This is a genomic window from Pedobacter sp. (genome assembly GCF_039594775.1).
Lineage (GTDB): Bacteria > Bacteroidota > Bacteroidia > Sphingobacteriales > Sphingobacteriaceae > Pedobacter.
On sequence record NZ_JBCNMT010000002.1, the window covers coordinates 639,839 to 664,365 of the forward strand.

At 40.3% G+C, this 24,527-nt stretch carries 13 protein-coding genes and 3 tRNA genes; 9 read left to right on the forward strand and 7 right to left on the reverse strand.

The features are described 5' to 3' along the window. Positions 1 to 48 precede the first annotated feature (48 nt). Both ABDV71_RS08840 and ABDV71_RS08845 read left to right on the forward strand, forming a co-directional pair. On the forward strand, positions 49 to 11,304 hold the full coding sequence (locus ABDV71_RS08840) for a putative Ig domain-containing protein (RefSeq protein ID WP_343532086.1): 11,256 nt from the start codon (positions 49 to 51) through the stop codon (positions 11,302 to 11,304). Positions 11,305 to 11,313: 9 nt separating this feature from the next. Beyond that, a complete protein-coding gene (locus ABDV71_RS08845; RefSeq protein ID WP_343532087.1) occupies positions 11,314 to 12,228 on the forward strand; it encodes a PorP/SprF family type IX secretion system membrane protein in 915 nt (304 codons plus the stop codon). 1,227 nt (positions 12,229 to 13,455) lie between these two features. On the opposite strand, the gene ABDV71_RS08850 is transcribed toward ABDV71_RS08845, so the two are convergent. From ABDV71_RS08850 to ABDV71_RS08865, 4 genes are all read right to left on the reverse strand, one after another. Then, positions 13,456 to 13,528 (reverse strand) — tRNA-Gly (locus ABDV71_RS08850). A 72-nt stretch (positions 13,529 to 13,600) separates the two neighbouring features. Continuing rightward, positions 13,601 to 13,685 (reverse strand) — tRNA-Leu (locus tag ABDV71_RS08855). A 51-nt stretch (positions 13,686 to 13,736) separates the two neighbouring features. Continuing rightward, a tRNA-Gly gene (locus tag ABDV71_RS08860) sits at positions 13,737 to 13,809 on the reverse strand. A 187-nt stretch (positions 13,810 to 13,996) separates the two neighbouring features. Beyond that, a complete protein-coding gene (locus ABDV71_RS08865) occupies positions 13,997 to 14,476 on the reverse strand; it encodes a regulatory protein RecX (RefSeq protein WP_343532088.1) in 480 nt (159 codons plus the stop codon). A 48-nt stretch (positions 14,477 to 14,524) separates the two neighbouring features. Between ABDV71_RS08865 and ABDV71_RS08870 the strand changes: the two genes are divergently transcribed. Together ABDV71_RS08870 and ABDV71_RS08875 are read left to right on the forward strand one after the other, a co-directional pair. Beyond that, positions 14,525 to 16,981 carry a bifunctional UDP-N-acetylmuramoyl-tripeptide:D-alanyl-D-alanine ligase/alanine racemase gene (locus tag ABDV71_RS08870; protein ID WP_343532089.1) on the forward strand — a complete coding sequence of 819 codons (2,457 nt, stop codon included), beginning with the start codon at positions 14,525 to 14,527 and terminating at the stop codon, positions 16,979 to 16,981. 118 nt (positions 16,982 to 17,099) lie between these two features. Then, the gene (locus ABDV71_RS08875; protein ID WP_343532090.1) at positions 17,100 to 17,690 is read left to right on the forward strand and encodes a DUF502 domain-containing protein; all 591 of its coding nucleotides are present in this window, start codon (positions 17,100 to 17,102) and stop codon (positions 17,688 to 17,690) included. On the opposite strand, the gene ABDV71_RS08880 is transcribed toward ABDV71_RS08875, so the two are convergent. Further along, positions 17,687 to 18,181 carry a hypothetical protein gene (locus tag ABDV71_RS08880; RefSeq protein ID WP_343532091.1) on the reverse strand — a complete coding sequence of 165 codons (495 nt, stop codon included), beginning with the start codon at positions 18,179 to 18,181 and terminating at the stop codon, positions 17,687 to 17,689. The genes ABDV71_RS08875 and ABDV71_RS08880 overlap by 4 nt on opposite strands. A gap of 342 nt (positions 18,182 to 18,523) precedes the next feature. Between ABDV71_RS08880 and ABDV71_RS08885 the strand changes: the two genes are divergently transcribed. From ABDV71_RS08885 to ABDV71_RS08900, 4 genes are all read left to right on the forward strand, one after another. Then, positions 18,524 to 18,904: a hypothetical protein gene (locus ABDV71_RS08885; RefSeq protein WP_343532092.1), complete on the forward strand. Its 381-nt coding sequence runs from the start codon at positions 18,524 to 18,526 to the stop codon at positions 18,902 to 18,904. 262 nt (positions 18,905 to 19,166) lie between these two features. Beyond that, complete coding sequence (locus ABDV71_RS08890) at positions 19,167 to 19,316, forward strand: AraC family transcriptional regulator (protein ID WP_343532209.1); 150 nt, start codon at positions 19,167 to 19,169, stop codon at positions 19,314 to 19,316. A gap of 58 nt (positions 19,317 to 19,374) precedes the next feature. Beyond that, positions 19,375 to 20,211, forward strand: a complete 837-nt coding sequence (locus ABDV71_RS08895; protein WP_343532093.1) for a sigma-70 family RNA polymerase sigma factor — start codon at positions 19,375 to 19,377, stop codon at positions 20,209 to 20,211. 72 nt (positions 20,212 to 20,283) lie between these two features. Then, the gene (locus ABDV71_RS08900; protein WP_343532094.1) at positions 20,284 to 20,628 is read left to right on the forward strand and encodes a YciI family protein; all 345 of its coding nucleotides are present in this window, start codon (positions 20,284 to 20,286) and stop codon (positions 20,626 to 20,628) included. A 531-nt stretch (positions 20,629 to 21,159) separates the two neighbouring features. Here the strand turns inward: ABDV71_RS08900 and ABDV71_RS08905 are convergent. Both ABDV71_RS08905 and ABDV71_RS08910 read right to left on the reverse strand, forming a co-directional pair. After that, positions 21,160 to 21,867 carry a TIGR00730 family Rossman fold protein gene (locus tag ABDV71_RS08905; RefSeq protein ID WP_343532095.1) on the reverse strand — a complete coding sequence of 236 codons (708 nt, stop codon included), beginning with the start codon at positions 21,865 to 21,867 and terminating at the stop codon, positions 21,160 to 21,162. 15 nt (positions 21,868 to 21,882) lie between these two features. Beyond that, positions 21,883 to 23,391 (reverse strand): sodium:solute symporter, encoded by a 1,509-nt coding sequence (locus tag ABDV71_RS08910; RefSeq protein ID WP_343532096.1) that lies wholly within the window; start codon positions 23,389 to 23,391, stop codon positions 21,883 to 21,885. Positions 23,392 to 23,909: 518 nt separating this feature from the next. On the opposite strand from ABDV71_RS08910, the gene recR reads away from it, so the two are divergent. Further along, positions 23,910 to 24,527, forward strand: a complete 618-nt coding sequence (recR, locus tag ABDV71_RS08915) for a recombination mediator RecR (protein WP_343532097.1) — start codon at positions 23,910 to 23,912, stop codon at positions 24,525 to 24,527.

Genomic DNA, 24,527 nt, shown 5'->3' on the forward strand with positions numbered 1-24,527 from the left:
ACCGATCAAAAAGGAACCCGTTCCGCCAAACTATTTATAAAGGAAAATATGCTAAATTTCTACACCTCGACCTTTGCCCAAACCAAAGGCCGTTTTCTCCATTGCTGGGAGGTGGCCAATTCACGTGCTCTTAATTTCAGGCAGGTATGCTTGATTTTAATGGTGATCGTATTGTACCCCTTTGTTACGCTAAAGGCCCAACAAAGGCCCAACATTAGTTACAGTCAAAGTAGCTACAATTTTAGTAAAGGTGTTGCTATTGCGCCAATAGCGGCACCAAGCAACAGTGGGGGTACCATTCCCGCTAAAATAAGAGGGGGTGTAGAGGAGTCGTTTGGACTTGGCGGATACAATGCGAACAGGATTTCTAAAAGAGAGGATGGCAAGATGATGTCATTCATCTTGGGAAAAAACACCATCCATAATGTTGACTTAACGAATAGAAGGGTAACCGACTCGTTAATAAATAGGGACAAACCCTGGGGCATTGTAAAAGATAGTAAGGGTAATGTGTATTGGACAGAAACGGGCTCCTATCAAATTGTTACTAATCCTAACCGGAATGACGAAACGAGTTATTTGGCGGGTGCTTTGGCTTTGGGAGAGAATGCACCGAAAATAGGTGGGGCCATCTCGTTTTTCAATAATGTAAGCTCCCTTTATTCCTATTTTTCGGGAGGTGATGACCTACTCAGGAAAATTACGGGGCAGGAGGCCAAGCCTAACTACATCTTAAGGTTTTCGGGCAAGATCTATAAGTTAACCCCTGGTTCCAATACTCCACAGGTTTTTCTTTCGGATGTGCAAATGCCAACGGGATTGGCCATAGATCAAAATGATAACCTTTATGTAAGCTGCTTTACCGCTAATTTTACGGTAAAGGGCGGCATTTCTTTCTCTGGCGGAGAGGTAGAAGTGGTTGACGATGAAAGTGGAACCTACAATGCAAAGATAATTAAGATTACACCAGAGAAGCAGCAGACCGACATAGGAAGCTGGCCAGGTATTGATTACCCTACGCAATTGGGTATAGATGCTCAAGGAAATATTACCCTAATGTACCATTATGGCAATAATATGGTTAATATCGGTATCACTAGGATTAGAAAATATCCAGAAGGACAAACTACCGGAAATACATATCCCAAAGCTGTATTTTTATTAAATGGTGGAACGGTTGCAGGTCAAGCTTACCCTGCGTATCAGGATATGGCTGTAGATGCTGGAGGAAACGTATATCTGTCAGATTTTTATGCGGATAAGATCATGATGTTGCCCATGGGAGGTAGCTCATCAAGTGCTTTGCAGGTCTTTTCGGAAAATGCCTTGTCGCCATGCGCCTTGTACATAGATTTGAACAATAACCAACTTTGGGTAAAAGAAGGTAGATATACCACTACCGGAGCCATTAAGAAATTGAGTTTATATGGCTATGCGGTAACTCCAAGTTTGCCCTTAGGTCTTTCGCTAACAACTAATGGAACCATTACGGGTACGGCCAGTACCGTAAGTCCAAATAGACCGTATACCATTACAGCAAGTAATGTGGGAGGTTTTTCAAGCGCCAATCTTAACATTGAAATACGACAGATTGCGGCACCGAATATCAGCTATGCTACCAATGTATATAATTTGCCAATAGCACAGGCAGCCACCATCCCAACGCCAAATAATGCTGGCGGTTCCTTTAATCAGCAAATTGGACCATTAAAAGTGGACAAGGTATATAAAGGGGGCACCAAAATGAGGGGCTTTGCCTTTGATGCCGACGGCAATAAATACTTCTGTCAGCCAGATTCTAACCGCATCATGAAAATTGATGCCGCAGGAAGAATGTCGGTATATATATCAGGGCTGAACGAACCTTACGATATAGAGATTGACCGTACTACGGGTGTTTTTTACTTCACCGAAAAAAGAGGTCTAACACTAAAAGCAATGTATGCGGGTTTTGCCGCGCCTACAACGCTGCTTACGGGTAGTGTAACCTCTATGGCCATTGACCAGGGAAACTATCTATATGCCTGTAACCCAGGCTTAGGGTTGATCTACCGATACAACCTAAAAACCAATGATCTCGAGACTTTTGCAAGTAACGTGGGGAGAGTTTTCTGGATATCTATTTATAATAATGCTATTTATGGGTTGACTGCGGACGGGGTAGTCAAAAAAATCCCAATCAGTAATCCAAGTGCTATCACTACAGTTGCAAACTTAGGCAGCAATGGTTTTGAAATGGCCATGGACGATTACGGGAATATATTTGCTGCGGGCGACCGTCTTTTTAAAATTGCTGCAGGTAGCACAACCGTAGAAACATATACGATACCAAATAACAATGCGTGGTATTTCGAAGGTTTAGGCGTTGATCGGGATAATAACTTATATGTAACCTCTGTTGCTTCTGGCTATCAAAGTTTTGAGGTTATTAAAGTTACTGCCGGAGGTTTTGTGATCTCGCCATCATTACCAGCAGGACTTACTTTTAATAACAATGGTACCATTACGGGTACGCCAACCACCATTACCGCCGCTAAAGATTATACGGTAAAAGCAGCTAATCCGTTGGGAGAATCGAGTGCCGTGATCAGGATTGGGGTAAATAATGTACCAACCACTAATCTTCAATATGTATTCCCTGCCACTATTCATAGAACAATAGCCTTAGGAGAAATTTTGCCAACGGTAACAGGTGGTAAGCCAGATAGTTTCAGTATTGCCCCAACACTTCCCGATGGGCTTGTGTTTAACACTACTACAGGTAAAATTTCGGGAACGCCAACTGCAAACAAAGTAGCAACAACTTATACTATTACCGCTAACAATACAGTGGGTAGCGCAACTGCTACCATTAATTTTGCAGTGACCGAAATTCCACCATCGAGTTTAACTTATGCCATGGCTAGCAATGTTTTACAAAAAGATATTGCAGTAAACCTAAACCCAACGGTTACGGGTGGTAGTATTGGCGTAACTTACGCGGTTAGTCCAGCTTTGCCTGCCGGATTAAGTTTCAGTACCAGCACTGGTGTTATTTCAGGTACGCCAACAACCATTACTGCTCAAAAATCATATACCATTACTATTAGTAACAATGGCGGTAGCCAACAAACCAGTTTCAATCTTTCGGTAAAACTGGATCCACCTAGTAATTTGGTTTATACCATTGCTGCTAGTTTGCTGCGCGATGTTACCCTTGAAAATGTTACGCCAAGCTATAACGGTGCGGGAGTATCAAGTTTTAGCATTACGCCCACTTTGCCTGCAGGATTAAGCTTTAATACTACTACGGGAGTAATTTCTGGTAAACCTACGGCAGTAAGCGCAGCTACTAGTTATACCATTACGGCCACCAATTTGGGTGGTAATACTACCACAACCTTTTCATTGGCGGTAAGGGTTGATGAACCAAGTAGTTTACAGTATGCTATTGCCAACAGTATTTTGCGTAATCAGGCATTAACAGCCATAACGCCAACTTACGAGGGTAGCCCGGCAGCATCTTTTAGTGTCAGCCCAACTTTACCTACCGGATTAAGCTTTAATACTACAACCGGAGCCATTAGCGGAACACCAACGGTAATGACGGCAACTAAAAGCTATACGGTTACGGCCACCAACGATGGGGGTACTGGTACGGTAACATTCCCACTTGAGGTGAGGGTTGACCCACCAATAAATTTGAAATATGATTTTGCGCACACCAGTTTGTTACGAAACAATGCCCTACCAACGGTAACACCAACCTACACCGGTAGTCCAGCCACTGGCTTTAATATTAGCCCAGCTTTACCTGCGGGTTTAGCATTCAATGCAACTACTGGAGCCATTAGTGGTACACCAACCGCTATTACAGCTGCACAAACCTATACGGTTACGGTTGTTAATGACGGCGGTAGTAGCACGGCAAGCTTCTCGTTATTGGTTACGGAACTTGCGCCTACCAGTTTACAATATACATTTAGCAATTCATCGCTATTGCGAGATGTGGCCATTACTGCGGTACGTCCGTCCTATGGAGGTGGTACGGCAACTTCATTCACCATTAGTCCTGCCTTGCCTGCTGGGCTAACGCTCAATGCATCAACAGGAGTAATATCGGGTACACCTACGGTAATTAGTGGCAATACTAATTATACTGTTACTGCAGGCAATACCGCAGGTAATACCACGGCTTCATTCTCCTTGTTGGTAAGGGTTGATCCACCAGCAAACTTGCAGTATACCATTACGTCAAGTGTGTTAAGGGATATTGTTTGGAGCAATAAATTACCTAGTTATACAGGCGGCAGTCCTATTGCCAGTTTTAGCATTAGTCCTACTTTGCCTGCTGGTTTAGGCTTCAATACTTCTACGGGTGTTATATCAGGTACCCCAACCGCTATTTCAACCAATAAATCTTATACGGTTACAGCTACTAATGACGGTGGAAATACTACTTACTCATTTGATCTGGCTGTTCGTGTTGATGCTCCAACTAATCTTCGCTATGATTTTAGGGACACCGAACTGCAAAAAGATGTAGCCATGTTAAGTGTTACACCAAAATATAGCGGTAGTCCAACCAATACCTTTAGTATCAGTCCAAGTTTACCAACGGGATTGGTTTTTGATAGTTCAACGGGTCAAATATCGGGTACGCCTACAGTGCTCAGTTCGGTAACCAACTATACGGTTACAGCTACCAACGATGGTGGTACTGGTAATGCCAGCTTCTCGTTATCTGTTTCTCGTATTCCAACACCAGAAATTACTTACGCCACTACCAAATACAGCTATACTAAAGGTACACCAATTACTGCGATTCCTGCCCCAACCAATACAGGTGCAATATTTCCGCAACAAAGAATTGGCGAGGCGCTTTACACTGGATTAACTCAACCAACTGGGGTAGCTACCGATGCTGCTGGTAATACCTACATTGCCGATTATGAAGGTGGAAATGCAAAAATCAAAAAACTAGAAAAAGGCGGAACAGAAATTACCGACTTTGTATCGTCGGGCTTAGGGGCCATAGCTCCTTATGATCTAGCGGTAGACGTAGTCGGAAATGTTTATATGTCGGCAGGCGGCACCATTAAAAAAATTACCCCTGCCAAAGTAGTATCTGATTTTGCTACTGGCCTTAACAATGTTGGAGGCTTGTTTATAGACACCGACAATGATCTTTATGTTGCTGAATATAGTGCAGGCCAGATCCTCAGGTTTGCCAACTGTAACGCCACGGCAAAAACCATCCCAATAACAGGGCTTAATATTGGTGCAACGCTAGCTACACCTGCAGAAAACCCGAGAGATATTGTGGTAGATAAACAGAAAAATATTTATGTGCTACAGGCGGGTCTGTTGTCAGATTATCGGGTATCCTTTATGTTCCTGTTTAAATACTTTGCTTCGGATAGCTATGCAAAAGGTACCAGAAATCGTATCCTAACCTCGGTAGATTTCAGTAGCTACATGACCATAGATAAAAAGGACAACTTATATATCAATACTGATGGAAATAGTGTCATTATCTTAAATAACTATGTAGACAAGGGAGGTAGGCTTTACTCGCAATTAACATCGGGTAAAATGAAAGGAATTTCATTAGATGCCGATCAGAATGCATTTTATGTCTTAGCCGAAACCAATAGCGCTTTGGGTAAAAACTTCCAATTTGGTTATAATACTGCAGGCTTGCCCAATGGTTTGGTTTTAAATGCCAACGGTACCATTACCGGTACACCAACGGCTGTAAGATCGGAAACTAATTACACCGTTACCGCCAATTCATTTTATGGCAAAAGTACAGGTACACTGCAAATAACGGTGGTTGATACCGTGCCCAAGTTTCAATATGCACAACCAAACCAAGTGTTAACCGCTGGTGTAAGTAATTTGAACATTGCACCAACCAAAACAGGAGGGCCTATCAATTCGTATTCGGTAACACCTACGCTTTTACCAGCGGGAATTAGCTTTAATACCACAACAGGTACTTTTAGCGGTACACCTACTAAATTACAAGATACCATTAGCACCTATGTGGTTGCTGCAACCAATACAGGTGGTACAGGGAAAGACACCGTTACTTTTAAAATTAATGATAAAATACCAAGCGGTTTGGTATATCCACCAAACTACGTGCTTTATGTAAATAAACAATTTAGGGGAGAAGTACCCACCATTTCGGGTGGTGCGGTGACCAAATGGAGCATTTCGCCAGCATTGCCCGAAGGTTTATCTATAGATACCTTAACAGGTGTTATCATAGGTTATGCTAACGTGACCAGCAGTGCTGCAAACTATACGGTGAAAGCTGAAAATAGTGGCGGTGCTACCACAGGTGTGGTTAACCTAACCGTTAAGGATTTGCCTCCAAGCATTTCTTATGCCCAGCAAAATACCTTCAAATTTAAAAAGGATGAAACCATCACTAAAATAGCACCACCAGACAATACTGGCGGTCCGATAGTGTCATACAGCATTTCAGGGCTACCTAATGGTCTTACGCTCAATACTGATGGCTCTATTTCTGGTAGGCCAAACAGCTTAACGAAGTCTACAGAGTATAAAATCATTGCCAATGGTGGGCAATGGGGCAAAGACACCACCAGCCTAAGCATTGAAGTAGTTTCGCTTCCACCAAATACCATCACTTATAACAGTCCGGTAACCTTAATTAAAGGAACTGCCATCACCAATATTGCACCAAGCTATACCAGTACAGGCGGTGATCCGGTAGAACAATTTACCATTACCCCAGAACTACCTGCTGGATTAACCCTTAACCCAACTACAGGGGTAATTAGTGGAACACCTACACAAATTTTAGGTAGCAATGGTCAGCTATATTATGTAACGGCCAGCAACGGAGCGGGCAACAATAGTACCTCTTTATTGTTCCTTTTAAAGGATTTGCCACCAGCAATCACTTATCAAACAGAACATGTGCTTACTAAAGGAGTAAACGCTTCGTTGGCGGTTAATTCAACAGGAGGTGCAGTAACCAAATACACCGTTAGCCCGGCATTGCCAACAGGCTTATCGCTCGATTCGCTAACGGGGCACGTTTATGGTACCCCAAGTGCCTTAACGCTTAGAGCCAAATACAGCATTACAGCAACTAACTACGGTAACCCGGCTAAAACGGCTGATGTTTATCTGACCATTGTAGATCAAAAGCCAGCGATCAATTATGAAGCATCACATCAATTGGTAAGAACTGTTGAAATAACACCGATTACGGTAAATTCTACAGGTGGAGCGGTAATCAGTTACCAAATAAGCCCAGCCTTGCCAGAAGGACTAAGCCTTGATGCCCTTACGGGAACCATTAGCGGTACGCCAACATTAAGTGCGGTAGAGAAAACCTATACCGTTACTGCAACCAATACAGGGGGTAGCATTACGGCAACCATGAATATTGCCGTGAAAAATGCGAAACCTGTAATTGCTTACAATAGTGCTTACGTATTCAATAAGAATATAGCTGTGAGCGATATTGCACCTCAATCTACAGGAGGTAACCAAATTACGTTTAGCCTTAATCCAGCTACATTACCAAATGGATTGAGTTTTAACACCCAAACAGGGGTAATTAGCGGAACACCTATTGATACGGCAGTATTGCGTACTTATGACGTATACGCGGTAAATGATGGTGGAAAAGATACCGCAACGTTTACCCTGAAGGTTAATGAGAAAATCCCAGGTGATATCAGCTATGCTGAATTAGCGGATGATTTCTACGTAGGTCATGCCATTAACCCTATGGTACCAATTGTTGGTGCCGATGGTGGTGCAATTGCTCGTTTTACCATCAGTCCAACCAACCTAGCCCCAGGCTTGTCTTTCAATACGCAGACAGGGGTGTTAAGCGGTACACCAACAGCAGACTATGTGAGGACAAGTTACACGGTTACCGCACATAACTCTGGTGGTATAAAACAAACCACTATGACCTTTGCGGTGATTAAACTTTCGGCAACCCTAGCCAAAACAGATGCAAAATGTAATGGCAGTGCTACTGGAAGTGCAACGGTAACCGTTATTGGCGGAAAAGCACCTTATAGCTACACTTGGTCGCAGGGGGCTACGGCCGCAACGGCTAATAACTTAGTCGCTGGAACTTATACCGTTGTCATTAAAGATGCTAACCAAACAACCATTACCCGTACGGTGACCATTGAAGAACCATCAGCATTAATCATCACCAACATTTCTAAAGTTGACAACCAACAAAGTGGCGGTGCAAGCGGTACGGCAACAGCCACCGTTACTGGTGGGGTAGGTCCGTACACTTATTCATGGTCTGCCAATAACAGCACTACTGCTAACGCAATTGGATTAAGTGAGGGCAGTTATACTTTAACCGTTACCGACGCTAACCAATGCGTGGCTACCAAAACGGTATTTATTGATGCTCCTCCGGCAGCACCAATGGGGCTAATGGCCACAGCGGGTAACGCACATAACATTTTAACTTGGTCCGCCAGTTCAGAAACTGATTTGTCGGGTTATAAAGTGTACGGGGGTACTACAGCTAATCCAACTCATCTGTTGCAGGTTGTTACCGCACCAATTGTTACTTACACTCATAATAACCTTAACAATGGAACACCTTATTATTATCGCATCACATCGGTTGATAAAGGTGGGTTTGAAAGTGTGTACAGTACTGAAGTAAGTGCAACGCCACAAGGCACACAAAGCATTTCATTTGCAGTGTTGCCAGCTAAAACCTATGGCGATGCCGATTTCAGTGCAGGAGCTACCACAAGTTCTGGTCTTACGGTAACCTATACTTCCGATAATCCACAGGTAGCTACTGTTGTTGCTGGAAAAGTGCATATCGTGGGTGCTGGAACTGCCAATATCACTGCGGCTCAAAACGGTAATCAAAACTGGCTTGCTGCGGTGAGTCAAACCCAACAGCTTACCGTAAATAAAAGAGCTTTAACCATTTCGGCCAATGCCCAAGATAAAACTTATGATGGGCTTAGAAATGCTCAAGTAAGCCTTAATGATAATAGGGTTACTGGAGATGAAATAAACGTAGCTTATACTACCGCTTTATTCAACAACAAAAATGTAGGAGCAGGTAAGTTGGTAACAGTAAGTGGTATCAACATTAGTGGAATAGCTGCGCTAAACTACACGCACAATGTTAGTGCAACCACCATTGCGGATATTAATGTGAAGGCATTGACGATTACGGCAATGGCACAAAACAAAACTTACGATGGAAATAATAATGCCAGCGTTACTTTAAATGATGATAGGATAAGCGGAGACCAATTGGAAACTTCTTATACCTCGGCAAGCTTCAACAATAAAAACGTTGGAACAGATAAAGTGGTGAACGTTTCGGGCATTCGCATTAACGGTACCGATGCTGGAAATTATACCATTAACACCAGTACAGCTACTACGGGTAATATCACCACAAGAACGCTTATCGTAAGTGCAAGTGGTATCCATAAGGTTTACGACGGTAATGTAAGCGCAACCGTTAATGTTACCGACAATCGTGTTGCTGGTGATGTGTTGAATGTACAGTACGCCAATGCCGTATTTGCGGATAAAAAAGTGGGAATAGCTAAAGAAATAGCCGTTAGCGGTATTCAGATTAACGGAGCTAACGCCGCAAACTATACGGTGAATACAACAGCTAGTACCACGGCCAACATTACCGCTAGAAACTTAACCGTTACAGCGGCAGGAAATAGCAAGGTTTATGATGGTGGTTTTACGGCTACGGTAAACTTAACCGACGACCGGGTAACAGGCGACCAACTCACTGCTGCATATGCTATTGCCATGTTTGGCGACAAGAACGTGGGCACTAACAAAAGTATAGCTGTCTTTGGAATTACCATTAGCGGTACCGATGCCGCTAACTATTTGGTTAATGCTACCGCAAACACTTCGGCGGCAATTACGCCTAAGGTACTTACGGTTACTGCCGACAATAAAACCACCATTCAAGGTTTGGCCTTGCCAGCATTGACGGTTAAATATGCTGGTTTTATCAATGGAGAAGATAACAACAGCTTAACCACGCTTCCATCATTAAGCACCAGCGCAACAAGTACTTCGCCACAAGGTGACTATCCAATTACGGTTACAGGTACTACTGCTCAAAATTACAGCATCACTCCAGTAAATGGTGTGCTTACTGTAATCCCAGGAACACCAACAAGTTTGACCTTTAATCAAGGTTTACTTTTAGAAAACAGTGTTTCCGGTACCATCGCAGGTGTTTTAAATAGCACTGCTCCAGATCCAAATGCAGTATTTACCTATAGCTTGGTTACTGGCGCTGGAGATACCGATAACAGTAAATTTAGAATTGTTGGGAATAGTATCCATACCGCGGCGGTGTTTGATTACGAAACGCAAAATAGCTTCAATATCCGTGTAAGGACAACCACCCAATACGGTTCAAGTTTAGAGCAAACATTTGTGGTTAATGTAACCGATGTGAACGAAGTGCCAACTTTGGCAAACATTGCCAATCAGACCATTTGTTACACTTCTACCACGCAAACAGTAGCTCTTAGTGGCATTACTGCTGGTCCAGAAACTAATCAGAATGTAACGGTAAGTGTCGCTAGCAACAACAGCCGTTTGTTTAGTTCGCTTACTGCTGGCAATGTAAACGGTGGAAATGCGCTGGTTAATTATAGGCTTGCTTCGGGACAAAGTGGTTCGGCCACCATTACGGTAACCATTACCGACAATGGAGGTATTGCCAATGGCGGGGTAAATGTAATCAGCAAAACGTTCGACTTGGTGGTAAATGCCTTGCCAGAAATAGAGATCACGTCTGATTTGGGTACCTCATTCTCGAAAGGACAAACGACAACCTTAACCGCTACTGGTGGTGTTACTTACCAATGGTCTGGTCCGTCAGGAATAATAGGGGATAGAAATACAGCTACGTTGAAAGTAAGACCTGATCAGGCAAATAGTACCTATACCGTAACCGTAACTACCACTGCGGGATGTACTTCTACTCGTCAAATTACTTTGACCACGGCTGAAGACATCCGCCAGATTGCTGGAACGAACATCGTTACACCAAACGGCGATGGGGTGAACGATAACCTAATCATTAAAAATGTAGACCTATATCCTGATAATGAATTAGAGATTTTTGATAGGGCAGGAAGAAAGATCTATACAAAAAAAGGCTATCAAAATGAGTGGAACGGAATGCTCAACGGGATACCATTGGCCGAAGGAACCTACTATTATATCATCAATTTCAAGAATGTAGGGAAGTACAAAGGTTTCATTACAATTATTAAAGATTAACCAACATTAATGATTCATAAGATGAGGATGTTAAACAGTATAAAAGTTCTGCTATCGGTGGCATTTGTGGCTGCCGCTAGCAACCTGAAGGCGCAGTTGAACCCATTGGCAACCATGTACTTTCAAAATCAGTATGTAAATAACCCCGCCTATGCGGGTACGGATAAGGATTTAAGACTGGATGCGGGCATCAGGTTACAGGACAACCGAATGCCAGGCGCACCCAAAACCCAGTTTATTACGGCAACTTATGCCTTGACCGATAAAGCGGGATTAGGTTTTAACCTCAATGCTGAACAGGTAGGTCTGATCAAGAAGGTTAGAACGGTGGCCACCTATGCCTACCATTTGCCTTTAAATGCCGAGGATAGGATTAGTTTTGGCCTATCGCTGGGTTTTACCGACCAACTTGTAGACTACAATACAATCAATGGACAGGTGAATGATGGAACCTTAGGGAACTTTAACCAAAGGGAGACTTATGTTGATGGAGATTTTGGAGTGCGCTACAAGCGGAAACAGTTTACTTTAGAAGGTGCTATTCCCAACCTAAGCAATTTTTATAGAGATAAAGCAAAGACAGGTAGTGCAGCTAACTTGGCAAGATATTATGCCGCGGCTTCTTATCAATATTATTTAGCTGGCACTGTTTTAGAACCTAAAATAGCTTTTAGGGCAGTAGATGGTTTTAAGGATATTTTTGATGTAGGCTTAAATGTTAGGTTTGTAGATGATAAGCTAAATCTTTTTGGCTTATACCACACCTCCCAAAGTGCCACTTTTGGTATAGCGGCAAAGCTAGCGTCCAATATGTCGATGAATTTCATGTATACCTCCGCTACGGCAGTATTGGCAGGCGAAAGCAGTGGTTCCTATGAAATCAATTTAAGATTGGATTTGTTTAAGAAAAAAAATAAGCATTAGGCTAAATGATAGCTCTCTTTAAAAGCCTTTCAGAAATGGAAGGCTTTTTTTGTGCTTGGTCATTGTTTATTTGTTCATCGGTTGTTAGTTTTATTGATTATTGGTTCACTTGTTCATTAGTCTATTCCGTTCCTGTCTTGTCATCATACTTGTCATTCAGAGCGTAGCGAAGAATCTCCATGTTTGTTTGGTCATTGGTTTTTGTTCATTGCTTGTTAGTTTTATTGGTCATTGGTTTTTGATTATTGGTTCACTTGTTCATTTAGCCTATTCCGTTCCTATACCGTCACCTCGACTGTACCGGAGAGGTCTTTGGGCTTTGTCATTCAGAGCGCACGTGTACCGATGATGGAGTGCAGGTGCGCTTGAAAGGGGGAGGGTGGAGAGTTCCGCTCTTTTTGGATACGATTCAACCTTTTTGGTGGCTTCTACACATAAAATGAACTGCTCAATATGTGCCACAATTCAAGGGCCCTTATTTCTAGTTGACGTACCATATCGTTGTTGTGGCAATTAATTTACATAAGCTTTGGCCATCGCAGTGCTAGCAGGTGAAAATAGTGGTTCTTATGAAATCAATTTAAGATTGGATTTGTTTAAGAAAAAAAATAAGAATTAGGCTAAATTATAGTTCTCTTTAGAAATCTTTCAGAAATGGAAGGCTTTTTTGATTAATCTGTTAGTTTATAGGGAAAGAATTGCTTTCTAAAGAGATACTAAATAAAGTAACAGAAATAATTTGTAATGTATGAGATAACAAAAAATGAATACTGCAAATTTTAAAAAAGAGAAAGCCAAAAAACATTTAAAGTTTTTTGGCTTGCGTAATAAATTTGGTGAATAGTTTATTCTCTAAATTAATCTTTTGGCCTGTGTTTGTGTGGTTTCAAATCAGGATGTTTTGGCTTTGTCTCAGGTAAAACTCTTCTTCTTTTGTCATCTTGGCCATTGTCTTTTTTTGGTTTTGGCCCTGGTTTAATTGCTTGAACTTGTTCCATAATATTTAAGATTATAATTTATGGCATAAATGTATCTGTTTAAACCCAACATAATTTATGGGTTTCCGTAATAGCAAAAATCGATACTTTTCAGTAGCATAGAAATTTTGTGCTCAGGGCCGGGATCGAACCTGTTGCTTGTTAATGGCATCCTGATTGGATAGGGACGTGTCTATTAGCCCCATCGCCATCTTAAAAAGAAAAGCCTTCCCATCAGGAAGGCTTTAAGAGCGAAAGACGAGATTCGAACTCGCGACCCCAACCTTGGCAAGGTTGTGCTCTACCAACTGAGCTACTTTCGCATTTTCTTTTCAAGGAATCATCAACATGAAATCTCGAAAAAAAACCTTCTTTATCTAAATAAAGAAGGTTTGTACTGAAGGCGGGAATCGAACCCGCACGCCTGTTGAGGGCACAGGATTTTAAGTCCTGCGTGTCTACCAGTTCCACCACTTCAGCAAGCAATAAATGCTTTTTAAATTAAATGCCCCCTGGTAGGAAGGCATTTAGAGCGAAAGACGAGATTCGAACTCGCGACCCCAACCTTGGCAAGGTTGTGCTCTACCAACTGAGCTACTTTCGCATTGTTAATATCATCCGATATTTCAAAACTTTTTGACTTTTTTAGGAGGCCATTTCCGTTTTGGTGATGCAAATATACGCAGATTTATATTTCTGCCAAGAAATATTTAATAAAAAATTAACAGTTTATTCTAACTGGTTGTTTTTCATATTTATATACTTGCAATGCCATGAAATCATTATTTAAATCAGATTGATTTCAGCAAAAGAAAAATTAAATCTTTTTCATAACCTTTGCTCTGAAGATAGTTGACAAGCTTCAATTGACGCTTTAAAAAATTTTTCTCTCGCTCTAAGGCCTGCTTTTTCTCCAGTAAAATCCGCAAAGTCTCCAAATATTCATCTTCATCAATACTGTTGATCGCCTTTTTGATGATGGGTTCAGGTACTCTTTTTAATTTTAGTCCCTGTTTGATCTTGAACTTTCCCCATTTTTTAATCTTGAACTTTCCCGAAACATAAGCCATAGCAAAACGCTCTTCGTTTAAGAAATTCTCTGCAATTAAAGTGGAAATGATTTCTTCCACCTCATTCGGTTTCATTTGCCATTCGTAAAGTTTGTCCCTCATTTCCTGTTGCGAACGTTCCTGAAAGGCGCACCAATTGGCAGCTTTCTGCAAAGCCGTCTTTTTATCGTAATTGTATTTCTTTTCTTTATCGGTTTTCATAAATATTTGCTGAAATTCGTAAAAAATTCCCATTAACCCATCACGGCCATGACGAAAGAAAGCTATACCATCCAACAAATCGCCGAAATTTTAAATGGCAAAAGCTTTCTAATCAATCCACTAGCAAATATCAAAAGCCTCATTGTCGACAGTCGTAGTTTGGCAGATGCGCCTCACAGTTTATTCTTTGCCATCAAGGCACAGAGAGACGGGCATCAATTTATTGTTAATGCCTACCAGCAAGGGATCAGAAATTTTGTGGTTGAAAAGGCCATGGAAGCAGACCAGTTTCCTGAAGCCAATTGGATTGAAGTGCCCGATACATTGGCGGCACTGCAAAAATTAGTGACTTATCATCGTAGCCAGTATCAATTAAAAGTAATTGGTATTACAGGTAGTAATGGAAAAACCATTGTTAAAGAATGGTTGTATCAGTTGCTGTCGGTAGATGAACGAGTAGTACGTAGTCCTAAAAGTTATAATTCGCAAATAGGGGTGCCTCTGTCGGTTTGGCAACTGAATGACAACCATCAGTTGGGGATTTTTGAAGCCGGTATTTCCAAGCCCAATGAAATGGAGAAACTGGCCGCTATTATTCAACCCACCATAGGCGTACTGACCAATATTAGGGAAGCACATGATGAAGGCTTTGCCAGTAAGGAGGAGAAGTTAAAGGAAAAACTCAAGCTGTTTAAAAAGGTGGAGACTTTTGTTTACGCTCCCGAACATATCATCGCAAAAGATATAGATCTACCAGGAAAGCAAAAATTTACCTGGAGTTTTGTTCAGCCAGCAGATCTGCAAATCAGAGAGGTGATTACGGAAAATAACAAAACACGTATCCTTGCCAAATATCAGTATCAGGAAATTGAGGTTGTTGTTCCTTTTACCGATGCGGCATCTATAGAAAACGTGGTAATTTGCTGGGCAACTTTACTGGCCATGGGGTATGTTGTGGAAGAAGTGGTTGCTAGACTTTCAAAGCTAACCAGAGTGGCCATGCGTTTGCAATTGGTGAATGGGATAGACCAGTGTTCATTAATTGATGATAGTTACAGTGCAGATATTTCGTCCTTGGCCATTGCTTTAGATTTTCTCAATCAGCAGAACCAGCATCCTAAGCGTACGTTGATTTTATCTGATTTACAAGAGACGGGTAAAACGGCAGATGAACTGTATCAGGAAATTGCCTTGTTATTAAAGCAAAAGAAAATACATCGATTAATTGGGGTGGGTGAACACATATCTGCCCATGCGGATTTGTTTGAACTGGAAAAAAACTTTTTTAAGGATACCGATGAATTTTTATCTAATGTAGGCCAGCTCGATTTTAATCACGAAACCATCTTGGTCAAAGGCGCTCGTAAGTTTGAGTTCGAAAGAGTCATTAAGCGCTTGGCGCAGAAAATACATGATACGGTATTGGAAATTAACCTTAATGCACTGCTGAGCAATCTTCAATCCTATAAAAGTAAATTAGCACCTGGGGTAAAAACCATGGCTATGGTGAAAGCTTTTTCTTATGGTAGTGGAAGTTTCGAAATCGCCAATTTACTACAGCATCATAAAGTAGACTACCTAACCGTAGCTTATGTAGACGAAGGCATTACTTTACGTAAAGCGGGCATTACCTTGCCATTAATGGTAATGAGTCCAGAACCATCAGCTTTTGATGCCATGCTAAGGTATAAGCTAGAACCCGAAATTTATAGTTTGGAATTGCTACAGGACTTTCTCCATTTTCTGCCGAATGAGGTAAATGATTTTCCGGTACATATTAAATTGGATACTGGTATGCATCGCTTGGGATTTCAAGAGGAACATTTGCCCGAACTTTTACAACTATTGAAGGACAACCAAAAGCTGAAGGTTGTTTCTGTTTTCACCCATTTGGTAGCAACAGATGACGAACAGCATGATTCGTTTACCGAGCAACAGGTGACCGGCTACAATGGAATGTACCAACAACTAGTTGCTGAACTTGGTTATTCGCCCATTAGGCATGTACTGAACACCTCTGGCATTAGCCGCTGGACAAAATATCAGTTTGATATGGTAAGATTGGGCATAGGCCTATATGGTTTTGATGCTGCCCATAAATCCATTGATGAACTACAAACAGTGGCGGTGCTAAAAACAACCATCTCACAAATTAAACATTTGGCTGCTGGAGAAACGGTAGGCTACAGTAGGAGAGGAGTTTTGCCCAATGGGGGAACCATTGCTACCGTTAAAATTGGTTATGCCGATGGTTATAATAGAGCATTTGGCAATGGGATTGGCAAAATGTTGGTGGGAGGCAGACTGGTGCCTACCATAGGTTCTATTTGTATGGATATGTGTATGCTAGATATTACTGGCTTAGCACCAGCGGTGGGCGATGAAGTGATTGTGTTTAATCACGAGCATAGTATTGTAGACTTGGCCAATGCTATTGGCACTATTCCTTACGAAATACTCACCAATGTATCCCAAAGGGTTAAAAGAGTGTACTACTACGAATAGTTGGTTGGTTGGTTGGTTGGTTGGTTGGTTGGTTGGTTGGTTGGTTGGTTTTTTGGATGACCAAACAACTAAACACCCAAAAAACAAAACAACCAATTTAAAAGGTTAATTTTACACCATGAATAAGATTGGAAAAGCTTTGTTGAACTACCTGATTAGAGGATTGTTAATTGTGGTGCCCATTGCGCTAAGCATCTTTATTGTGGTGTGGGCAGTAACCACGGTAGATAGCTGGGTCAACATCAATAGCATTTTTGGGGTAGATCCAAATACGGGCGAGAGCAGAAATATCCCGGGGCTAGGTTTGGTATTGGTCATTCTGATTATTCTAGGTGCAGGTATTTTCGTTACCTATTTCGTTACCGAGCCCATGTTCAATTGGTTTCAACGCTGGCTAAATAAATTGCCACTGTTTAATTTTATTTATACCTCTATTAAAGATCTAACAGAAGCTTTTGTTGGTGATGAGAAAAAATTCAACCATCCGGTATTGGTAGAGGCCGAAGGCGATATGAGGCGTATAGGGTTTCTTACACAAAATGATTTGAGCAAACTGGATATGCTTGATGAAGCCATTGTTTACTTCCCATTTTCCTATTCCTTTGCGGGACAGATCTACATCGTTAAAAAGGAAAAAATTAAGCCTTTGAACATGAGCGCTGCCGACGCAATGAAATTAGTGGTGAGTGGTGGCGTTACCCATCTTTAAATCCCTCTAAGTATTACCAAAACGGCAACTAGAGAAATAAAGGCTACCAATAAGCGAGAAAAGAACTCTCTGATATAAAGTCCTGTAAGCAGGGCCAGCTCATCGTTTAAGTTTTGTCCTACCACCATGCCTGAACCCGAAGATGATTTATAATGAATTTGGGTGTTCTGATGGTTGCTAATGCTCCATTGATTGAGCCAGCCATTGCTGTAATTCCATGATAAGGGAATCTGTCCAGGCAAGCTGATAACTGCACGCATTTGCCATATGTTCATCTTGATACTGCCCAATTCAACGTGGTTGTCGCCGTATATCGTAACAGTAGTATCTGTATAGCTTTTACATTTAAACTGATAATTGGTCTGCGACATGATGCCAATGGCATGGTTGTTCCAAGTATTGAAAATAAGATTGCCGCAAATTTGTCCATCGCAGAAGATTTGATAGGAGCTATCAAATACGCCCTTTGTCCATGTTACTGTTTTTTCCATGATAGCTTTTTTGTATTAGATGGTTTAAATATCCTTGCGTTACAAAATATCAACATTGGATATATAAAAACCAAATTTACACAACATACGAAGCTATTGCTTGTTTGGATTGTAACGATATTTAGAGAAAGTTCAAAAAATAAAGTTTCAGTAAAATACATCAAAGATTAAAAACAGGTAAAACGGTTGTAATCCTTTATTTAGAACCGTTTTATGATTTTTACGTAGCGCGGTAAAAAGCAGGAAAAAGGTGAGCCTCACAGCAAAATAAAATGAGCCTTTCAGAAAAAGCAAAGCAGGCACAAAATTTCTAAATTTGTATAGGAATAATATCAGCAGGTTATGAATGTACAGCAAGAAGATAAATACGACACATTAAGCTATTCAGGAATTTTTCTTTCCTGCTTTTCCGAATATGGCACACACTGTGTACATTCCAAACCCGAACACGTTTTGGTGTATATCTATTCGGGCGAACAGGTAATCGTTGACAGGAACAAAAAGACCATAATAAAAGCAGGAGAATGTGCATTTATCAGGAGGGATAACCGTCTGCAAATGTTTAAGAACAGTAAAGGCGCAGATTGCTACAAAGGTATTTCGCTTACATTCCAACGGAATGTATTGCGGGAGTTTTACAGCAGGATGAATAAAGCGGAGATACCCAAAAGTGTACCTATATCCGATAAAAAGGTTTTCAAGCTAAATCCAAGCCTACAATAGAGAGTTTGCTCCAGTCGCTTACGCCATATTTCGACAGCAATATAAAACCGACAGAGGGCGTAACTCATTTAAAACTATTGGAGGGTATTTACGCTTTGCTCAATAGTTCGGAGCAATTTTACCCGATACTTTTCGACTTCGCCGACCCGTGGAAAATTGACCTTTTAGAATTCCTGAATGAAAACTATATGCAAGAATTTTCAATGGAACAAATTGCAGGGATTTTAAAAAGATAAGCAGCCTTACACCGCAAAAATGGCTTATTAATAAACGTCTTGAAATGGCTTACATCAAACTTAAAGAAGAAAAGAAAAAAGTACAGGAGGTTTATTCAGAAGTTGGATTTAAAAATCTTTCCCATTTTTCTACTGCATTTAAAAAGCAGTATGGCATACCACCAACAGAAGTGTAATAGTTTTAAAACTTGTCACATTCTTACCTTTGAAATTGTCTAACTCTAAAGTCAAAAAATGGACGATTTGAAACGATTAAACAAAAAGCTATTTCCTTATGCTTACAACATTTTGGGAAATATTGACGATAGCCAGGACGTCATTCAGGAAGTTTTGATAAAATTCAATGAAAAAGAGTTTAGTACAATTTCCAATCCAAATGCGTATCTGATAAAATCGGTTATCAACCAAGCCATCAACCTAAAAAAGAAAAACGACAGAGAAAGGCAACAAAAAATCACATTGCCAGAGCCAATAGTTACCAATCAGGGCGAAAACAAAATTGAATTAGACGAAATACTCAACTATTCAATGCTTGTGTTGCTCGACACATTGAATACAAAAGAAAGAGCCGTTTTTTTACTCAAAGAAGCGTTCGATTACGAACACGATGAAATCGCTGAAATATTAGAAATTTCGGTAGAAAATTCAAGGCAACTACTCACAAGAGCCAAAAAGAAACTGAAATTACGGAAACCCGAAATCACAACTTCGTCCGCAAAAGACCGAAAATATTTGGAGAAATATGTGGAAACAATCCGTAAAGGCGATGTCAAAACTTTGGAACAATTGCTGTCTGACGAAGTGCAGGTTTTGGCAGATGCAGGAAGCAAATTAAAGGTTATATCTCAATTAACTTCAGGAATTGACGACACAGTTAAACTGATGACCTATGTTTTTGAATACTATCAAAAAGACCTTGAAATAAAAATCGAAGAAATCAATCATCAATCCGCACTATTGTTTTACAAAGGTACAACATTGATAAACTGTCAGATATTTGAGCTAAACACCGACGGAAAAATCACAAGTATTTTTTCTGTCGTTGACCCGGGCAAACTGATGAAAATTTAAAATCCCCTCTGCTTTTTGTCACGTTCCGCAATTTGGAATTGTCTGGTAAGAAACAATTAAAATTTTTAGACAATGAAAGAATTTGCATTAATTTTCAGATTAAAAGACATTTCCGATTTCAGACCATCTCCAGAGCAAATGCAGGAACGTATGAATTGGTTAGCAGGAATTGCTTCACAGAACAAATTAGTGGACAAAGGCAACACGCTTCTGCCAAATGTAGGAAGTGCCAAAACCATAAAACCTAATAACGTGGTAACGGACGGAGTTTATGCCGAAATCAAAGAGTTTATCAGCGGTTATGTTCTGGTAAAAGCCGATACCATTGATGAAGCGGTAGAAATTGCAAAAACCAATCCGATTTTTGACCAGGTAGGCGGGAACATTGAAGTGAGAGAAGTTCTGAAAAGGGATTAACATTTGATAATATAAAATTGAGCCTTACAGAAAAGTAAATTGAGCCTTACAGCAAAACCGTTGTAAGGCTTTGTTTTTAATTTTGTATCATAAAATGTAGGGCAATGGAAACAGCAACAACAGATATACTAAATTAGGTGCGGTAGATGATGTAAACGGTTTGGCAACCGCATTGGGTTCAGGAAATGTAACCGTTACTTTCGAAACGGAATAAGAAATCCAATAACATTGAAATAGCTAACGGATAGATTCTATAACAAAACGTTGAACGAATTGTAATGGCAATAATGGATTAGAGATTGAAGTTGTATATTTTTGAGAGAATAGATTTCGTATATTTGCTATTGAGCTAACGGAAACACGTTGAAAAGCAAAGCATAAGCACCGTTACCAAATCGTTACCTAACTTCTTTGAGTATCTCTATAAAAGCCTTGTATTCAGCCAATATAGCTTTTTCATAAAAACTTTAAAATAAAAAAACCTTACAGAAACTTGTCTATAAGGTTTTGTGTTTCTAATCAGCTGAAAGCCTAGAAATTTGGTTTCAGTACATACTTGTCATAGAACCTAAAGATATGTTCGGCCGCTTCTTCGGCGGTGTCCACCAACCTAAATAAGTTTAAGTCCTCAGCATGGATATTATGCTCTTTCTCTAGCATGGTGTCTTTTAGCCAATCAACCAATCCGCCCCAATAAGCCGAGCCGACCAACACAATAGGAAAACGGGCAATTTTGCCGGTTTGAATCAATGTTAAAGCTTCAAAAAGTTCGTCCATGGTTCCCATGCCACCTGGCAATACAATAAAGCCCTGCGAGTATTTCATGAACATTACCTTTCTTACAAAAAAGTAATCGAACTCTAGCAAACGGCTAGGTTCAATGTACTTATTGTGGAACTGTTCAAAAGGCAGATCAATATTTAAACCTACAGACTTACCGCCATTCATATGGGCACCTTTATTTCCAGCCTCCATAATACCTGGGCCACCGCCTGTAATTACCCCATAGCCACGCTCAGTTAACAAACGTCCACATTCAACAGCTATTTGATAATAAGGATTCGTTTCTGCAGTTCTGGCCGAACCAAAAATACTTACACATGGGCCAATCTTCGATAGCTTCTCAAAACCATCTACAAATTCGGCCATAATTTTAAAAATCTGCCAGCTATCAGTTACTTTAATTTCTTGCCAATCTTTGTTGGCAAATGCGCTTCTTATCTTCTCTTCACTATTCATACTTTTAATTGGGTTTTAAAATCTAGTTTGCTGATCTGTTTTTTTGCTGATCAGCAATAGTCCCATAAAAGTAATAAATCCGTTGATTAAAATAAGTTCTACACTAAAAACATATCCACCCAAAAGCTTTTCTGCATTGGTAGCAAATATATAGCAAAGGATAGGGGAAATAATGCATACGAAAGGAACTAGTTTGTCGTGTAGTCCACGCGATTTTACAAATAGTCCAAATGAATATAATCCCAGTAATGGACCATAGGTGTACGAGGCAATCAGGAAAATTAAGCTTACTACCGATGAACTATTGAGGGAGTTGATGATTACAATCACGAAGAACATCAATAATGAAAACACAATATGCACCAGGTGTCTTTTCTTCACTGCATCTTTCTTTTCCGCATTTTCTTTTTTGTTCATACCTAAAAAGTCTACGCAGAAAGAAGTGGTCAAGGCCGTTAACGCACTATCGGTAGTGGCAAAAGTTGCCGCGGTTAAACCCAGCATAAACACAATGGCTGGTATAGTAGTTAAATGGTTAAGGGCAATTTCCGGGAATAAAAGATCTGTTCTTGGTTTGCCGGTAATATGGTCTAACGGAATTTCGATACCGTTTTTAGTAGCGAAAATGTAAAGCAAAGCACCAACACTTAAAAAGAAAATGTTTAATACCACAAATATCCCTGTAAAGGTGAACATGTTTTTTTGAGCTTCACCAATGGTTTTCATGCTCAGGTTTTTCTGCATCAAATCCTGATCAAGACCAGTCATGGCGATGGTTACAAATATTCCACCAATGAATTGCTTGCTGAAATAAAACTTGCTAGTTAAAAAATCTTCAAAGAAGAAAATTTTAGAATAGCTACTGCTTTTTACTGTTTCAAACGCTTGGGGAATGCTTAAGCCCAAGCTATCGCAAATGAAGTAAATGGTTAAGAAAACAGATAATACCAAGAAGAACGTTTGCAGTGTATCGGTAATAATGATAGTTTTTAAGCCACCTTTAAACGTGTACGACCAAATTAAACCAAGTGAGATTAATACCGTTACCCAAAAAGGAACACCATAAGTGTCAAATATAAAGCGTTGTAATACAATTACTACCAAGTATAATCTTGTGGCCGAGCCAAGGGTTCTACTCACTAAGAAAATAAACGCCGCTGTTTTGTAGCTATAATAACCTAAGCGCTGTTCTATATAACTATAAATCGATGTTAAATTCATCCGGTAGTACAAAGGCAGTAATACCGTTGCAATAATGATAAACCCGACGGCATTTCCCAAAACAAACTGGAAATATTGGAATTGGTTTCCTGCGGGAGCGCCAACTTCGCCCGGTACCGAAATAAAAGTAACCCCTGATAATGCGGTTCCAATCATCCCAAACGCTACCAAATACCATTTAGAGTTTTTGTTCGCTAAAAAGAATGTAGAGTTGTCGGATGAATTTTTCGACGTCGCAAATGCAATCGCGATTAAGACGCCAAAGTAGCCTATTAAGAAGCACAGTAGTAATGTTGAACTCATATATAATCTGATTTGTTGCTAAAAGTAGCAAAAACTTGCTAAAACTTGCAAAAGTGCGAGCCTAAAAAATAAAGATATACTTTTTTGTGGGGATAAATAATATGAATAGAATTGGCGGTCAATCTAAGTTAAACCTAGCGATGACATAGGCTATATGTCCAGAGCAATATGTTATTGAAAATTTTTTATTTGTAAAATCCGATTTCGATTTATTAATATTTAACTTATTAAACTGATGCTGAACTAAATTCGCTTCGCAGCTACTCCGTGGTCAGCATGACGGAGCATTGATTTAACGTCACTCTGAATTTATTTCAGGGTCAGCCAGATATTAAAATAGTTAAACAACTATAGATTAGTAATGTAATAATCGAAATTGGTTTGTAGTTGGTTGATTTTTAGTGATTTGTTTTTTGTTGTTTCCCGTCTGCCCTAATTTGTTTAATAATTTGTTATTAATTATCAATTGTGCCAGAACAACGCTTTGCCCTATGGGCTTAAATCCCTAATTTTGCAACATGAATTTTTCTTCCAAGTTGCTTGAAGATGCAGTGAATGAGTTTGGTAAGTTACCAGGTATTGGCCAAAAAACGGCATTACGCTTGGTCCTGCATCTTTTGGGGAAAGAACAGGCAGAAGTGGCACAATTTGGAAATACGCTAATCAAGCTGAAAAACGAAATCAAGAACTGTAAGGTTTGTTATAATATTTCTGATCACGAAATCTGCAATATTTGTTCGGCACCAAAAAGAGAAAAGGAAGTGATTTGCGTGGTTGAAGATGCTAGAGACGTAATGGCCATTGAAAACACCAATCAATATTTTGGTGTGTACCACGTTTTAGGAGGGTTAATTTCACCTATGGATGGTATTGGCCCTTCTGATCTGAACATTGAGAATTTGGTAGAGCGTGTCAAAAATTCTGAAGTTAAGGAAATCATCTTGGCCTTAAGTGCTAATATGGAAGGTGATACCACTCTATTCTACCTGCATAAAAAATTGAAGGACTTTAATATCCCAATTACCACTATTGCCCGAGGAATAGCCTTTGGAGGCGAGTTGGAATATGCCGATGAGGTTACCCTTGGACGTTCAATTGCCACAAGAGTACCTTATGAAAATACCCTAATGAAGTAA

Coding starts and splice junctions, on each gene's coding strand:
- ABDV71_RS08880 (WP_343532091.1), bottom strand. CDS start 18,181: ATGGAAAAAACAGTAACATGGACAAAGGGCGTATTTGATAGCTCCTAT.
- ABDV71_RS08840 (WP_343532086.1), top strand. CDS start 49: ATGCTAAATTTCTACACCTCGACCTTTGCCCAAACCAAAGGCCGTTTT.
- ABDV71_RS08875 (WP_343532090.1), top strand. CDS start 17,100: ATGAATAAGATTGGAAAAGCTTTGTTGAACTACCTGATTAGAGGATTG.
- ABDV71_RS08895 (WP_343532093.1), top strand. CDS start 19,375: ATGGACGATTTGAAACGATTAAACAAAAAGCTATTTCCTTATGCTTAC.
- ABDV71_RS08870 (WP_343532089.1), top strand. CDS start 14,525: ATGACGAAAGAAAGCTATACCATCCAACAAATCGCCGAAATTTTAAAT.
- ABDV71_RS08865 (WP_343532088.1), bottom strand. CDS start 14,476: ATGAAAACCGATAAAGAAAAGAAATACAATTACGATAAAAAGACGGCT.
- ABDV71_RS08900 (WP_343532094.1), top strand. CDS start 20,284: ATGAAAGAATTTGCATTAATTTTCAGATTAAAAGACATTTCCGATTTC.
- ABDV71_RS08910 (WP_343532096.1), bottom strand. CDS start 23,391: ATGAGTTCAACATTACTACTGTGCTTCTTAATAGGCTACTTTGGCGTC.
- ABDV71_RS08905 (WP_343532095.1), bottom strand. CDS start 21,867: ATGAATAGTGAAGAGAAGATAAGAAGCGCATTTGCCAACAAAGATTGG.
- ABDV71_RS08845 (WP_343532087.1), top strand. CDS start 11,314: ATGATTCATAAGATGAGGATGTTAAACAGTATAAAAGTTCTGCTATCG.
- ABDV71_RS08885 (WP_343532092.1), top strand. CDS start 18,524: ATGAATGTACAGCAAGAAGATAAATACGACACATTAAGCTATTCAGGA.
- recR (WP_343532097.1), top strand. CDS start 23,910: ATGAATTTTTCTTCCAAGTTGCTTGAAGATGCAGTGAATGAGTTTGGT.